We start from the raw sequence: 14752 nt of genomic DNA on the forward strand, positions 1-14752 counted from the left end.
AATGATTAAAATCGTTGTTGCAGGTTTTAAAGGTAAAATGGGATTAACAGCCACAAAAATGGTGCTAGAAAATGAAAAGTTTTCATTAGTGGGTGTATTGGATCCTCATTCTTTAGAAAAGAATTTAAATGAGATGAGCGATTTTACAAACGTGGATGTGCGTGTTTTTCAAGATAAAGAAGAATTGGTAAAGGAAGTTCAAGCAGATGTATGGATTGATTTTACTATCCCAGCTGTTGCCTATAAAAATACTTGTTTCGCTTTAGAACACGGGATTCGTCCAGTCGTTGGGACAACAGGTTTTACAGAGAAAGAAGTTAAAGAAGTTCAAAGTTTGGCTAAAGAAAAAAATATCGGAGGGTTAATCGCACCTAATTTTGCTATTGGCGCAGTTTTAATGATGGAATTTGCTGCTAAAGCATCTAAATATTTCCCTGATGTTGAGATAACTGAAATGCATCATGACAACAAGTTGGATGCTCCCAGCGGTACAGCGATAAAAACAGCTGAAATGATTTTTGCGGAACGAGGATACCATGAACAAGGAAACCCTGAAGAAAAAGAATTAATTAAAGGTGCACGTGGAGCTGATTACGAAGGCATGAAAATTCATAGTGTGCGTTTACCTGGTCTAGTTGCTCATCAACAAGTTCAGTTCGGAAGTGTTGGAGAAGGCCTATTGATTCGCCACGATTCATTTGACCGCTCTTCATTTATGACTGGTGTTGCTTTAGGTTGCGAAAAGGTCATGACATTAAATGAGTTAGCTTATGGATTGGAAAATCTTTTATGATTTTGTTCGATCCTCAGTTTAAACAAGCATTACCGATTATTGATAAAATAGAAGAAGCAGGCTTCGAGGCATACTTTGTAGGTGGAAGTGTGCGGGATACATTATTAAAAGAAACAATTAATGATGTAGATATCGCCACTAGTGCAAAACCAGATGAAATTAAACAAATATTTCAAAAAACAATTGATGTAGGAATTGAACATGGGACTGTAATGGTTTTATGGAAAGATGCGACGTATGAAATTACGACTTTTAGAACAGAGTCAACCTATCAAGATTTTAGACGACCGGATAATGTTGAATTTGTTCGTTCTTTAAAAGAAGATTTAAAACGACGAGATTTTACCATCAATGCATTAGCTATGAATCGGGATGGTCAAATCATTGATTATTTCGAAGGTCAGACAGATTTAGAAAAGAAACTAATCAAAGCGGTTGGGAATCCTGAGGAACGTTTCTTTGAGGACGCTTTGCGTATGATGCGTGGAGTGCGTTTTGTTAGTCAATTGAACTTTGAAATGGACCGTGAAACAGAGCTTGCCATTCAAAAAAATCATCCTTTACTTGAGAAGATAGCCATTGAGCGTATTCAAGTTGAATTTACAAAGCTTCTTTTAGGAAGTGGCAGAAAAAAAGGGTTAGAATTATTTATTCGAACTAATTTATTTTATTATTGTCCAGGATTGAAAGACCAGAAAAAAGCATTAGAAGAATTTGCTAAATTAGAATGTACAATCGATAATCGCATCGTTGCTTGGACAATGTTGATTTATTATCTGAGCAAGTCAAAACCAGCTAGTGAAGCTGAGCCGTTTTTAAGAGCCTGGAAATGCTCAAAAAAAGAAATTGCTCAGGTGAGGTCTGCACTATTTGCTTTAGAACAACGGTTGAATGATACCTTCAACAGCCAAGTTCTTTACCAAGTAGGGTTACCGATAGCTTTAGATGTTGAAAAAATAATGGCTTGTTTAGGGCATACTGCTAGTTTTGAGCGAATTCACTCTATGTACCAAGGTTTGCCGATTTATAATAAAAAAGAAATTAAAATAAACGGCAATGATTTACAAGCAGCATTAAATAGAAAACCAGGAAAATGGCTAGGAGATTTGATGATAGAAATGGAAACAGCTATTTTAGCTGGCGAATTAGTTAACGAAAAACAAGCTATCCTTGAATGGGCCACTCATAAGGAAAAATAAAACTTTAAAAAAACTTTCACAAAAATTAACAAAAAGGTTTACTAACAAAAAATAAGTTGTTATACTTATTGAGTAAGTTATTTTTAAGGAGGAATTTTAATTATGGAAAATCAATTCACAAAATTATTAGAAGAACGTCGTTCAATTTATTCTTTAGGAAAGTCTGTTACTTTATCTGAAGACGAAATTGTTGGATTAGTAGCTAAAGCTGTTAAAGAAAGCCCATCATCATTTAATTCACAAACTTCACGTGCAGTTGTTTTATTTGGAGCTGCTCATAACAAAGTTTGGGATATTACTGAAGAAGTTTTACTTAAAGCTGTTCCAGAAGGACAAGATTTCACTCCAACTAAACAAAAAATAGAAAGTTTCCGTGCTGCATTTGGTACGATTCTATTCTTCGAAGATACAAGTATTGTTAAAGCTTTACAAAAACAATTTGCATTGTATGCAGATAACTTCCCTATTTGGTCTGAACAATCTACTGGTATCGCACAAAACTCTGTATGGACAGCATTAGCTGTTGAAAATATTGGAGGAAGCTTGCAACATTACAATCCATTAATCGATAGTGCAGTTCAAGCAGAATGGAACCTTTCTGCAGACTGGAAATTAACTGGACAAATGCCAATTGGATCTATTGAAGCTCCAGCTGGTGAAAAAGAATACATGGATGATTCTGCTAGAGTTCTTGTATTTAAATAATTTTTAGCCACTAAACTGTTGTTAAAATGAATAAGAGAAGGAATGGAAAAGTTGGTGAACTTTCTATTCCTTCTTTTTTAAATTCGATTGTTAAAATAATCACAAATAATGGAGTTAAGTGTTTACATTCATCTATTTTATGGTAAAATAGATTTATCGAAAGAATCACAAACTTTTCGTTTAATAAAAGTAAAAGGGGAGAATACAAATGAAGAAAGAAGTTATGGCTTTAAAAATGATGTTTAAAAACGGAGAAACTTGGACAATCAATAAAGAATTTATTGGTGATTTATGGATTAAACATATTTCGAGAAGTTTTGGACGGATTGGCGATAGTGATTTTCAAGAAATTTTCCCATGTGAGTCTCTAAAAATTGAAATTTTTCCAGAAGCAGATGAAGTGAATTCAAATGACATCAATTTAGGCGGCCTAGAAATGGGTATGTTTGAACGAGCAGCAAAAGATCCGGATATTGAAAAAATGGATATTTTGTATAAAGATGGCGAAAATAAAAATTCTGTAGATGTTGTTGCTGAAGAAACAGTTTACTTTCCTTATGAAGCAAAAGATTCTGATCGAATCGACAATGTTTATCAAAGTTCATTTGTCTCAAAAGAAAATAAATTGTACATTGTAATTGATAAAGATAAAACAGCAAAAGAAGTTTATAAAGAAAAATTTTAAACTTTTTAAACAAGTAATACACTCAAGAAAAATTGGAATCTATCCATATTTTCTTGAGTTTTTTTGTTTTTTTTTATGCTTCATAGTATGATGGTAAAGAAAATAATATGTCTAAAGAATTAGGTGAATAGAGTGAACCATAAAGATACATATGCTGTGGTAGATATTGAAACAACAGGCGGGAATGTAGCTAGCGGAGATCGCATGATTCAATTTGGTTGCGTCTTATTAGAGGGCGATCAAGTTGTTCATCGTTTTGCAACCAATATCAACCCCTTAACCAGTATCCCAAAACAAATCGAACATTTAACGGGTCTTTCAAATAAAACGGTCGCCCAAGCACCCTATTTTGAAGATATTGCAGCGACTATTTATAATTTATTAGATGGCTGCATTATCATTGCGCATAATATCCAGTTTGACTATACGTTTCTTTCGGCAGAACTCCAACGTTGTGGTATGCCAGCCTTGCAAAATAAAGGGATAGATACTGTTGAACTTGCACAAGTCTTACTGCCTACTGAATCTAGCTACCGACTAAACGATTTGGTCAGTAAATTTAATATTGAACACACCAATCCACATCAAGCAGATAGTGATGCAGCTGTTACGGCAGAACTTTTTCTTGTATTAAAACAGAAATTAAAAGAATTGCCATTGGTCACTGTCGAAAAGATGGTTGAACTTTCAGTAAATCTTACTATGGAAACAGCTTATTTTTTTAAAATGTGTTTAGCAGAAATGAAAACGGAGAGGTTGCCACTTTCTGAGGTACTCCTGATAAAGAATGGATTAGCAATCAAACGAAAAAATCCTATTTTTGAACAGAAAAATTACCGCGATAATGTTCGCTACCCAACTACAGTAACTAAAAAGGAACACTTATTTCAAACAAAACTGACAACCAGAAACCAACAAATTAAAATGATGGATGCAGTATATGATTATTTTACAAGCGATGAGACGAGTCATTTTGCAATTGAAGCAGCAACAGGAGTTGGAAAAACATTAGGCTATTTATTGCCTCTAGCTTATATCGCATCTGTAGAAAATCCAGTAGTTATTAGCACGTATACTACACTATTACAAAAACAATTATTAGATAAAGATATCGTTCAACTAAATACGATTTTACCTTTTACAGTACAAGCGGCTATTTTAAAAAGTAAAAACCATTACATCCACTTAACTAAGTTTGAAGAAGTGTTAAAAGAGCCTGTTGACCAAAAAGTTGAAGTGATCTATCAAATGAAACTATTAACTTGGCTGACGGAAACAGAAACTGGGGATTTGGATGAATTGAATTTAACCAATTACAACCACTTGTTTTGGAATAAAGTAAGACATCGTGGCTGGTTGACGAGACCTGAAGAAGATCGATGGTATGATGAGGATTTTTATGTACATGCGCAACATAAAATTAAGCATGCTAGTGTAATCATTACCAATCATTCTTTTTTGTGCCATGATTTGAATCGTAAAGAAAAAGAATTGCCATCTATTGGGAAGTTGATTGTTGATGAGGCGCAGCATCTGCCAGATGTAGCAATGGAAGCTTCAAGTGAAATATTCGGATACTACCGCATGCAACAAATAATAAAATTAATCGGCCGTGCTTCAGAGGAAAAAAGTTTTTTAGGTAGAATTACTCAGTTAAGCCAACAGCTTACAAAAATAGAAGTGTCATATATTGAAAACATGGAGATGAACATTTTTTCATTAGAAGATGAATTGTCGGATTTTATTAATCAACTATTGCTTTATTGCAAAAATACTGCAGGTAACAAACATTCCCAACAAGAGCAAATGGATATTCAGTTCAATAGAGAGACACATTGGAACTTAGCGTTAAAAAAAGCTTCCAAAAAAGTTCTCACATTGATGAATGAAATCAGCTATTTAGGGTATGAGGTGGTTAATCAAGGCTTAAATGAACAGCACCAGTTAACTCAAAAAGAGCGGTATTTATTTGAAGATTTTTTTGATGTGATTTCAACTTTTGAAAGCCAAAAAGATATTTTTTATGCTGTTTTTCAAGAGAATGAAGAAAATGAAGTAACGTGGTTTTCATATAAAGAAAAAAGCCCTAAAAATAGTTTTACAATTAAGCGTTCGAAAGTAGATAGCAGTAAGTTTATAAAAGAAAAGTTAGTGGATAAAACACCTTATATTTTATATACAGGAGCTACACTAGAAATCAATCAATCGTTTAATTATTTTGAAACGCAATTAGGAGAAGAAAACTTAAAGGAATTAATCATTGAGTCCCCTTATGATTACAAGAAACAAGCAAGACTTTGGGTTCCCAAAGAACTGAAACCGATTAAAGGATTATCAAAGAAAGAGTATGTTCATATGGTTGTCGAACAAGTCGGAAATATTATTGAGAATTCTGTTGAAAATACGATGGTGTTGTTTAATTCATATGAAATGCTTCAAGAAGTGTATTTTTCACTGCAACAAAATCCAGTAGCATCTGGGCGAGAATTATTGGCACAGGGATTTTCAGGTAGTAGAGACCGGATGTTAAAACGCTTTTTCAGGTCTACAGGAGGTATTTTGTTAGGAGCAGATAGTTTTTGGGAAGGCGTCGATTTGCCAGGAAAATCACTTAGCATCATTGTCATCACTCGTTTGCCATTTGAATCGCCAGATCGACCGTTTGTAAAAGCAAAACATCGATACTTGGAACAAAAACACTTAAATCCTTTTACAATTGATTCTTTGCCAAAGGCGACCCTACGTTTAAAACAAGGTTTAGGAAGACTTATTCGTTCTGAGAAAGACAAAGGTGTTATGATTGTATTAGATAATCGGTTGATTCAAACGAGTTATGGAAAGCAAATCGTGAGTTCACTTCCTAAAGGATTGCCAATTGAAGAGGTAGCAACCAAAAATATGGGTGAAAAATTACGCCATTTTCTAAATACAGAAGAAAATGAAACAAACTAAACGACTAAACTTTATGAAAATTTCAGAAAAAAAGGTTAATTTTCTGTTATAATAAACTATTGAAAGTCACTACCGAAAAATAAATAAAAGAATAAACTAAAAGTAGGGATACTTATGAAAAAAGGAATACTCATCACTTCGGCAGTTGTCATGTCTGTTATTCTGGTGTTTTCGATTACCCTTTTGATGATCAGTCAAGATCCAATAAAAAAAGCAGAAAAAGAAACGGTTGCTATCGCGAAAGAAACAGCTGGATTAGTAAAAACAACCGATTTTTATTGGTACAATCGAGATAAAACTTATTTTTCAGTTGCTGGATTGAATGAAGCAGATGAAGAAATACTGGTAATTGTTGCTAAAGACGGCGGAAAAACAATTGTTTTGAATCAAGATGAATTTATTACAGAACAACAAGCTAAAGAGTTAACCCGTGAAGACAAGGGAGCTGTCGATATTCTTGAAGCTCGTATTGGGCTTGAAGGCGATACGCCAATCTGGGAAATTTCTTATAAACAAAAAAATGGCCGACTAGGTTATTATGTTTTAACTGCTAAATCGGGCAAATGGGTGAGCGATATCGAAAATATTTAAAGATTCTTGAAAAAGAACGTTATAGAGTCCTTTTTTCTTGTATAATAGTTAAGGCAGTAAAAAATAAAGTGAATCATCAAAATTTATTTAAAGGAGTTTTAAACCGTGAATCATATTACAATTAAAGAATCCAAAAATCATGTTGGAGAAGAAGTAGAAATTGGAGCTTGGGTAGCTAACAAACGTTCAAGCGGAAAAATCGCATTTTTACAATTACGCGATGGTTCTGGTTTTTTCCAAGGAATCGTTGTAAAAAGCGAAGTTGAAGAGGAAGTATTTCAATTAGCTAAATCATTAAATCAAGAAACATCTATTTCATTAACAGGTATCATTCAAGAAGATAGCCGTTCGAAATTTGGTTATGAAATAGCAGTGAAATCTATTAAAGTAATCGGAGAAAGTCAGGATTATCCAATCACTCCTAAAGAACATGGGACTGAATTCTTAATGGATCACCGTCATTTATGGTTACGTTCTTCTAAACAACATGCAATCATGCAAATTCGTAATGAAATTATTCGTGCTACTTATAATTTCTTCAATGAAGAAGGCTTCATTAAAGTTGATCCGCCCATCTTAACAGCAAGCGCTGCAGAAGATTCAACAGAATTATTCCATACACAATATTTTGATCAAGAAGCTTTCCTTTCACAAAGTGGTCAATTATACATGGAAGCAGCAGCAATGGCATTTGGAAAAGTCTTTTCTTTTGGTCCTACTTTTAGAGCTGAAAAATCAAAAACTCGTCGTCACTTAATTGAATTTTGGATGATTGAGCCAGAAATGGCATTCATGGATCACGAACAAAGTTTAGAAGTACAAGAAAAATATGTGGCTTACATTATTCAAAGTGTTCTAGATAACTGTGATGATGCTTTAGATGTTGTAGGACGCGATAAAGAATTACTTAAAAAATATACTGAATTGCCATATCCTAGAATTTCTTATGACGATGCAGTTAAATTATTAAATGATAATGGATTTGATGATATTACTTGGGGAGATGACTTTGGATCACCTCATGAAACGTTTATTGCGACTCAGTATGACAAACCTGTCTTTATTTTAAATTACCCTAAAGCAATAAAAGCATTTTATATGAAACCTCATCCAGACCGTGATGATGTTGTATTATGTGCAGATTTAATTGCTCCTGAAGGTTATGGAGAAGTTATCGGTGGAAGTGAACGTGAAGTCGATTTTGATGCTTTGTCACAACGGATTAAAGAGTTTGGCTTAACAGAAGAAGATTACGCTTGGTACATGGATTTACGTAAATATGGTAGTGTTCCTCATTCAGGTTTTGGTTTAGGCTTAGAGCGGACTGTAACTTGGATTTGTGGGACAGAACATATCCGTGAATCAATACCATTCCCACGCTTATTAAATCGTATTTATCCATAAAAAAGCTAGTGCAGCAACTTGAGTTTCTTAAGTTGCTGTTTTTTTTAATCGTATTAGAAAAGAAGCTCCATCTTTTATATGAAGACAGCAAGGAGGACACAAATAATGAACAATCATCTTTTACAAAAATGGCTCAAAGCGGGAAATACGACTGTTTCAAATGTGTTATTGACTCATTTTAAAGAAGTGGGCTTAACTAATGAGCAATTGATTCTAATTTTACAATTAAAATCTTTTATTGATGCTGGAAATGATTTTCCAGATACAGAAATCATCTCAAGACGGATGCAGATTTCATCTGCGGAGGTCTTCCAAATGATACATGGACTAATCAATAAAAAATTGATTGCTATTGAAACAGAAAAAAATAATGATGGAAAAACACGTGATAGTTATCGATTGGATTTGTTGTGGGATCGTTTGGCATTAGTTATTTCGCAACAAGAAAACCAACAGCGTGTTGAGAAACAACATTTATCTGAACAAGAATTATTTCAATTATTTGAATCTGAGTTTGGCAGACCGTTATCGCCAATCGAAATGCAAACGATTGGGATGTGGTTAGATGATGATCATTATGCGGTTGAATTAATTGAATTAGCATTAAGAGAAGCTGTGTTGAGTCAAGTTTATAATTTGAAATATGTTGACCGTATCTTGCTGAATTGGGAAAGAAAAAATATTCGAACGAAAGATCAAGTGGATAAAGAAGCAACTCGTCGTAGGCAAGGAAACTCCAAGACGAATACTTATTCAGTATCTAAAGAACCAACAACAAAAGTGCCATTGCACAATTGGTTGAACAATAATGATAATCCTTAACGAGGAGGAGAGTTATGCTGTCTAAAAAACGAACTATTCAGATGATTGAAGCAATGGGCGAGTTATTTCCTCATGCAGCATGCGAATTAACTCATAAGAATGCTTTTGAATTATTGATTGCCGTTATGTTAAGTGCTCAAACGACAGATGTCGCGGTCAATAAGATTACGCCAGCACTTTTTGAGAAATATCCTACACCTGAAGCATTTCTAGCTGCACCAGTAGAAGACATTATGGAACGATTGAAAACGATTGGCTTATACCGCAATAAAGCAAAATTTATTAAAGGTTGTTGTCAAAAGTTAATTACTGACTTTAATGGCAAAGTTCCGTGTAATCGAATGGACTTAGAATCTTTACCAGGAGTGGGTAGAAAAACAGCAAATGTTGTCTTAAGCGTGGCATTTAATGTGCCTGCCATCGCTGTTGATACCCATGTTGAACGTGTAACCAAAAGATTAGGTATTTGTCCGCCTAATGCTACTGTTCGCGAAGTAGAAGAGATATTGATGAAGCAGTTGCCTGAAAATATGTGGAGTGTTGCTCATCACAGACTAATCTTTTTCGGACGTTATCAGTGCATAGCAAGAAATCACGACCATACTATTTGTCTTCAGCTGTTACAAGAGAATAGCGCGATAAAAGCGCAATAAAAAAAGATGCAATGTATCTCTGACGATACGTTGCATCTTTTTTTATAGTTAAGGGTTGATTAACGAATAGAAATCTTTTTACTCTGCTGGAGCCGAGCTTGAAGGTTTCAAATCTGGGGCAACAGAACTACTACTTGCTGCAGAACTGCTGCTCGATGAGCTGCTACTTGGAGCCGAACTTGAAGGTTGTGATTCTGGAGCAGCAGAACTACTACTTGCTGGAGCCGAGCTGCTGCTTGACGAGCTATCTGGGCTTTCTTCTTCCTCAGGTTCCTCAGGTTGTTCCTCTTCTTTTTTAGGTGGAATCAGAACACTTGTGGAAGCGGCAGGACCAGTTTTATCGCCAGCTTGAACAGCTAACGTAATTGGAAGCTCACCTGGAGTTGGGCTTTGTACAATATAAGAAAGGTCATTTGTTGAATAAGATTCAGAACCTACTGTTAGAACGTAAGAGATACCTTCTTGTGAATAGGCGTTCCATTTAATAGACAAAGCATCAGTCTCTTCGTTATAAGTAGCTGTTAGACCACTTGGAGCTTCTAATGTGATTTCTTCCTCTTTACTTTCTTCTTTTTCAGGCTTCTTGGCTGCTACAGTAGTGGGTTCTGTTCCTTTAACGAATAATTCAGTAGTGATGTCGCTGGATGGGGTATCAGGACCAGCAAGTTTTGCAGGCTTCGAACCTTTTTCAACAGCAACTTCTACAACTGATTTTGGTTTTGTCCAATCGCTTGATTCAACAGATTGTGAAACATAGGACATTAGCGCTTGGTAAATTTGTTGAGGCAGTAAACGTTCGCTGCCTTCATTGTCTATTGAGTCAAAAAAGTCATCATGTCCAACCCAAACGGAGAGAGCATAATTTGTTGTATAGCCGGTATACCATTTGTCAGGTACGCCGTTTTTTTGAATGTTGTGTTTGATTTTATCTTTTTCCTCATAGTTGGTTGTACCTGTTTTACCTGCTTGAGGAATACCGTTTAATCCGACTCTAGAAGAATTGTTTGAGGCAACATCTTTCAGCATATCCGTAATCATATAAGCAGTAGATTCTTCCATAGCTTTAGCTGATTCAGGTTTCAAATTGATTTCTTCGCCATCTTCTAAGACGATTTTTGAAACAGTATATGGTTCAGTATAGGTTCCACCATTTGCAAATGCAGCATAAGCACCTGATAAAGCAACAGGAGTGATATTTCCAGTAAATCCATTGGATTCAACTAGTCCCTTTGAACCAGGATTTAATGTTTTGGGATCAATCCCTAGGTTTGTTAAAAATTCAGACACTTGTTCTCTAGGCACGTCTTCGTAAATTTTAGTAGTAGGGACGTTCCGTGAATCAACTAATCCTCTACGTAAGCTGATTTGACCTTCGTATCTGTTATCATAATTGTTGATAGGTGTCCCATCTTTAAAGGTGTAAGGTTCATCAACGACTTGTTCATAGGTAGAGTAATTTAAATACTCGATTGCTGGACCATACGCCGTTAAAGGTTTGATGTTTGATCCGACACTTCGGTTTAACTCCGTAGCGTAGTTTGTTCCTAATTGGACTTCTTGGTCACGCGCGCCGCCCAAAGCTTTCAGTTGTCCTGTATTCACATCAACTAAAGAAATTCCAGTTTGGATTTTTTCGTCTTCAAATAGAGACATATTCATCGGTATTGACGATATCATATAAACGTTGTTGAGCATCCATATCTAAATTAGTATAGATGGTCAAGCCTGATGTGTAGGGGTCTAAATTAGTTTTTCTCTCCACTTCAGCCAAAACTTCTTTGACATAAGGATCAAAAACGAGACTGTTTGTTTCTTCATCAGAATGGTCGACTAAACCTTCTGAAATATCGACTGCTTTAGCCTCTTGAGCTTCAGAAGCAGTAATTGCACCATTCTCAACCATCATGTCTAAAACTAAATTACGGCGTTTTGTCGCATCATTTGGATTCGTATTTGGGTTATAGGCGTTAGGGGCTTGCGGCATTCCAGCAAGCAAAGCAGCTTCTGGTAATGTCAATTCAGCTAGTGGTTTACCAAAGTAATATTCACTGGCCGTTCCCATTCCGTATTGATTAGCAGACATATAGACTTTATTAATATAAAAAGTTAAAATTTGTTCTTTTGAATACTTTTGTTCTAGTTTAATAGATAACCAAGCTTCTTGTGCTTTTCGTTTTAACGTTTGGTCTTCAGATCCAGTAGAGAAAACCGAAAGTTTAATTAACTGCTGAGTAATGGTACTTCCACCTTCAGAAGCAAAACCATCTGTAACGTTCGCGACAACTGCACCGGCAATCCGAATAGGGTCAATCCCGATGTGAGTATAAAAACGTTGATCCTCAATCGCAATGATTGCATCTTTCAGAACTTGAGGAACATCATTCTCAGAAACAAGTTCTCGGTCTTCACTAGATAGGCTTAAAAATTCGTTTCCTTTCGAATCTATTAGTGTTGAAGAAACAGTATCAATTAAATCGTTCTCTGTTACGTCAGGTGCCGATGAAACGTAATAGGCAAATAATCCCATACCGCCAATTAATACTGCTGCTATTAAAATGATCATTCCAACAAGAATCTTTTTCCAAAGGGAAGAAGAGGATTTCTTATTTTTTTTACCTTTTTTTGAACGTTTTGCTTTTTGAGTTTGTTTTTTTGAAACACGGGACATTTCTTTTTTTTCTGGCATAGTCAAATCTACTCCTTAATTCTCTTGTATGATAAAATTTCTAAATTAGTTAGAACTAATTAAACAAAACCAGTATCATATTGATTTATCTTTTTCCTTAGCAATTAAAAAATCCACGACTCTTAAATAAGGAATCCGCGGCGAGAGTTCATAATACATTTCATATCCGTTCTTTTCAAGTTCTTTTAGAGGAATTGATTTTCTCCCATCTAGTTGTTGCTTATTCCAATACTCAAGTAAATGCTTTGCTTCTAAGAGAAAAAGACGCTCACTTGCAGAAAAACGCATGATCACAAAACAAATAGCTTGTTGTTTTATGCATTGTTGCATATGAATAATCTGGTGTTCATGGAAATTTTTTAATGGAAAGGAAAGTTTGTTCTTTGTTTCTTTAGCCTCGAAGTCCAAATAATAACCTTGGTAAACGCCATTATAATCTGTTGTAGAGGCATGCCTGAAGTAAGCTTCTTTGATAACGGCTGCGCTTCTTTTAGGGTAATCCACTTTGACAATCTGAACAGGTGTGGGCTTTTTATGGATAACGGCGTCTCCTTTTGCTAAATAATATTGATTACTTGCATTCAAGTCATCTTCTAAGGACATGCCACGTTTACTAAATGAAGTTAACTGATTGTTTAGTTGCTTTTTTGGTAAAGATTTGTCACTATGAATATAGGTTTTACCATTAGGATATCGAATAGCCAATTGAAATCACACTCCTGAATTGTATTATATCAAATAAAGACCTTTAAAGAAAAGGAGAATCAAATGAGTTTATGAGAAACTTATATATTAGCGGCTATCGGACATTTGAACTTGGCATATTTAAGGAAGATGATCCAAAAATAGCGGTCATAAAAAAATGCTTGAAACAAGAAATTAGTTCATTTATTGAAGACGGAGTCGAGTGGATAATAACCAGTGCTCAGTTTGGCACAGAGCAATGGGCAGTCGAAGTTGTTGATGAACTAAAAAAAGAATACCCAACTGTCAAAGTAGCTGTTATTCTTCCTTTTTTAGAATTTGGATCAAATTGGAATGAAAAAAATCAAAGCAAACTATCTTCTATAAAAAAACTAGCTGATTATGTTGAATCAACGTCCCATAAAACGTACCAAGATCCCTCACAATTAAAAAATCATCAATCTTTTTTATTAGACCATTGTCAAGCAGCTTTGTTAGTGTACGATCCTGAGTTCGAAGGCAAAACCAAGTTTGTCTACCAAGCCATAATAAAGAAACAAGAGACAAAGGAATTTGAGCTGCGATTGATTGATGTAGATCAATTACAAAATAGTAGTACCGAAGAATACTATTAATTCATTCGTTTTTCATCTCTTTTATTCGTGAAGCTGTAACATAATATAAAAATTAGTTTTTTTTTCTCATTATCTTTGGTATAATAAGAATTATCGAAGAAACGAGTACAATGATTTGTTAGAAGATGAAGCAAACAAAGAGGTGTAAACATGGCAAATAGATCATTAACAACAAAAGATATTCTTCAAAAAGAATTTAAACAAAGTATGCGCGGGTATAACCCAGCTGAAGTAGATGAGTATCTTGATGAAGTGATTCGTGATTATGAATCATACAATAAAGAACTTACCCAATTAAAAGCTGAGAACGATCGTTTATTGAGTAAAATCGATGAATTAACAAAACAAGCGTCAATTACTAAACCTAGTTATTCTTCACAGCCGAATAGTACAGTAACTAATTTTGATATTTTAAAACGTTTATCTAATTTAGAACGTCATGTATTTGGCTCAAAATTAGATGAGACGGAAGACGAACTTTAAACTTTTTAGTTTAAAGAAGTTTTTAAACCAGTTAACAAGCAATAAAAAAACATTTGTAAATTTCGGGTAATTGCGGTTTAGCTTGACTAAACTGAGGAAAGTCCATGCTCGCACAAGCTGCGATGCTTGTAGTGTTCGTGCCTGGCGAAATCATAAGCCAGGGCCTTCATTTAATTATGGAGAGACGGCAGAAAAAAGAGCTAAGGCTGTAAAGCTATGCTTGAGTATTCTTGAAAGTGCCACAGTGACGAAGCAATACGGGAAACGGTATTGGTGGAACGCGGTAAACCCCTCGAGCGAGCAACCCAAACTTTGGTAGGGGCACTTTTCCTAGGGAATTGAACCGATGGAAGAGGCAGTAATTGCAGACAGATAATTACCTCCGGATAAAACAGACCCTGACTTTTTATCTGAGACAGAACATGGCTTACAGAAATTTACAAATTCAGGTATGGAACCC

At 35.0% G+C, this 14752-nt stretch carries 14 protein-coding genes and 1 other RNA gene; 12 read left to right on the forward strand and 3 right to left on the reverse strand.

The features are described 5' to 3' along the window. Position 1: 1 nt before the first annotated feature. The 9 genes from dapB (at position 2) to nth (ending at position 9804) form a co-directional block, all read left to right on the forward strand. Positions 2-793: a 4-hydroxy-tetrahydrodipicolinate reductase gene (gene dapB / locus CAT7_RS08265; protein WP_007724349.1), complete on the forward strand. Its 792-nt coding sequence runs from the start codon at positions 2-4 to the stop codon at positions 791-793. Then, positions 790-1992, forward strand: coding sequence for a CCA tRNA nucleotidyltransferase (locus CAT7_RS08270; RefSeq protein ID WP_007724352.1), 1203 nt, complete (start codon positions 790-792; stop codon positions 1990-1992). Before dapB ends, CAT7_RS08270 begins: the two co-directional genes overlap by 4 nt. A 102-nt stretch (positions 1993-2094) precedes the next feature. Further along, a complete protein-coding gene (locus CAT7_RS08275) occupies positions 2095-2697 on the forward strand; it encodes a nitroreductase family protein (protein WP_007724353.1) in 603 nt (200 codons plus the stop codon). Positions 2698-2905: 208 nt separating this feature from the next. Continuing rightward, positions 2906-3382 carry a hypothetical protein gene (locus tag CAT7_RS08280; RefSeq protein WP_007724354.1) on the forward strand — a complete coding sequence of 159 codons (477 nt, stop codon included), beginning with the start codon at positions 2906-2908 and terminating at the stop codon, positions 3380-3382. A gap of 132 nt (positions 3383-3514) precedes the next feature. Beyond that, positions 3515-6334, forward strand: a complete 2820-nt coding sequence (gene dinG, locus CAT7_RS08285) for an ATP-dependent DNA helicase DinG (RefSeq protein ID WP_007724355.1) — start codon at positions 3515-3517, stop codon at positions 6332-6334. A 114-nt stretch (positions 6335-6448) separates the two neighbouring features. Continuing rightward, positions 6449-6925 (forward strand): cell wall elongation regulator TseB-like domain-containing protein, encoded by a 477-nt coding sequence (locus CAT7_RS08290; protein ID WP_007724356.1) that lies wholly within the window; start codon positions 6449-6451, stop codon positions 6923-6925. A gap of 105 nt (positions 6926-7030) precedes the next feature. Continuing rightward, positions 7031-8329, forward strand: a complete 1299-nt coding sequence (asnS, locus tag CAT7_RS08295; protein ID WP_007724357.1) for an asparagine--tRNA ligase — start codon at positions 7031-7033, stop codon at positions 8327-8329. A gap of 105 nt (positions 8330-8434) precedes the next feature. Beyond that, a complete protein-coding gene (locus CAT7_RS08300) occupies positions 8435-9151 on the forward strand; it encodes a DnaD domain-containing protein (RefSeq protein WP_007724359.1) in 717 nt (238 codons plus the stop codon). A gap of 14 nt (positions 9152-9165) precedes the next feature. After that, on the forward strand, positions 9166-9804 hold the full coding sequence (gene nth / locus CAT7_RS08305) for an endonuclease III (RefSeq protein ID WP_007724361.1): 639 nt from the start codon (positions 9166-9168) through the stop codon (positions 9802-9804). A gap of 78 nt (positions 9805-9882) precedes the next feature. Here the strand turns inward: nth and CAT7_RS12035 are convergent, their stop codons facing one another. The 3 genes from CAT7_RS12035 to recU all read right to left on the reverse strand — a co-directional run bounded on the left by CAT7_RS12035 (position 9883) and on the right by recU (position 13195). Further along, positions 9883-11481 (reverse strand): transglycosylase domain-containing protein, encoded by a 1599-nt coding sequence (locus CAT7_RS12035; RefSeq protein WP_198008053.1) that lies wholly within the window; start codon positions 11479-11481, stop codon positions 9883-9885. After that, the gene (locus tag CAT7_RS12040) at positions 11444-12490 is read right to left on the reverse strand and encodes a transglycosylase domain-containing protein (RefSeq protein WP_007724365.1); all 1047 of its coding nucleotides are present in this window, start codon (positions 12488-12490) and stop codon (positions 11444-11446) included. The genes CAT7_RS12035 and CAT7_RS12040 overlap by 38 nt, the downstream gene beginning before the upstream one ends. Positions 12491-12565: 75 nt before the next feature. Continuing rightward, a complete protein-coding gene (gene recU, locus CAT7_RS08315; RefSeq protein ID WP_007724367.1) occupies positions 12566-13195 on the reverse strand; it encodes a Holliday junction resolvase RecU in 630 nt (209 codons plus the stop codon). A gap of 71 nt (positions 13196-13266) precedes the next feature. On the opposite strand from recU, the gene CAT7_RS08320 reads away from it, so the two are divergent. The 3 genes from CAT7_RS08320 to rnpB all read left to right on the forward strand — a co-directional run bounded on the left by CAT7_RS08320 (position 13267) and on the right by rnpB (position 14727). Further along, positions 13267-13809, forward strand: coding sequence for a DUF1273 domain-containing protein (locus CAT7_RS08320; RefSeq protein ID WP_007724368.1), 543 nt, complete (start codon positions 13267-13269; stop codon positions 13807-13809). A gap of 150 nt (positions 13810-13959) precedes the next feature. Continuing rightward, positions 13960-14292 carry a cell division regulator GpsB gene (gpsB, locus tag CAT7_RS08325; RefSeq protein ID WP_007724369.1) on the forward strand — a complete coding sequence of 111 codons (333 nt, stop codon included), beginning with the start codon at positions 13960-13962 and terminating at the stop codon, positions 14290-14292. 58 nt (positions 14293-14350) lie between these two features. Continuing rightward, positions 14351-14727, forward strand: an RNA gene (gene rnpB / locus CAT7_RS12200) — RNase P RNA component class B. Positions 14728-14752: the final 25 nt, after the last annotated feature.

The sequence above is a fragment of the Carnobacterium sp. AT7 genome, assembly GCF_000171855.1.
Taxonomy (GTDB): domain Bacteria; phylum Bacillota; class Bacilli; order Lactobacillales; family Carnobacteriaceae; genus Carnobacterium_B; species Carnobacterium_B jeotgali.

Excerpts from the sequence above, each read along its gene's own strand:
- CAT7_RS12035 (WP_198008053.1), bottom strand. The coding sequence starts at position 11,481 with ATGATATCGTCAATACCGATGAATATGTCTCTATTTGAAGACGAAAAA.
- CAT7_RS08270 (WP_007724352.1), top strand. The coding sequence starts at position 790 with ATGATTTTGTTCGATCCTCAGTTTAAACAAGCATTACCGATTATTGAT.
- CAT7_RS08275 (WP_007724353.1), top strand. The coding sequence starts at position 2,095 with ATGGAAAATCAATTCACAAAATTATTAGAAGAACGTCGTTCAATTTAT.
- dapB (WP_007724349.1), top strand. The coding sequence starts at position 2 with ATGATTAAAATCGTTGTTGCAGGTTTTAAAGGTAAAATGGGATTAACA.
- CAT7_RS08290 (WP_007724356.1), top strand. The coding sequence starts at position 6,449 with ATGAAAAAAGGAATACTCATCACTTCGGCAGTTGTCATGTCTGTTATT.
- CAT7_RS08300 (WP_007724359.1), top strand. The coding sequence starts at position 8,435 with ATGAACAATCATCTTTTACAAAAATGGCTCAAAGCGGGAAATACGACT.
- nth (WP_007724361.1), top strand. The coding sequence starts at position 9,166 with ATGCTGTCTAAAAAACGAACTATTCAGATGATTGAAGCAATGGGCGAG.
- gpsB (WP_007724369.1), top strand. The coding sequence starts at position 13,960 with ATGGCAAATAGATCATTAACAACAAAAGATATTCTTCAAAAAGAATTT.
- CAT7_RS12040 (WP_007724365.1), bottom strand. The coding sequence starts at position 12,490 with ATGCCAGAAAAAAAAGAAATGTCCCGTGTTTCAAAAAAACAAACTCAA.
- CAT7_RS08320 (WP_007724368.1), top strand. The coding sequence starts at position 13,267 with ATGAGAAACTTATATATTAGCGGCTATCGGACATTTGAACTTGGCATA.
- CAT7_RS08280 (WP_007724354.1), top strand. The coding sequence starts at position 2,906 with ATGAAGAAAGAAGTTATGGCTTTAAAAATGATGTTTAAAAACGGAGAA.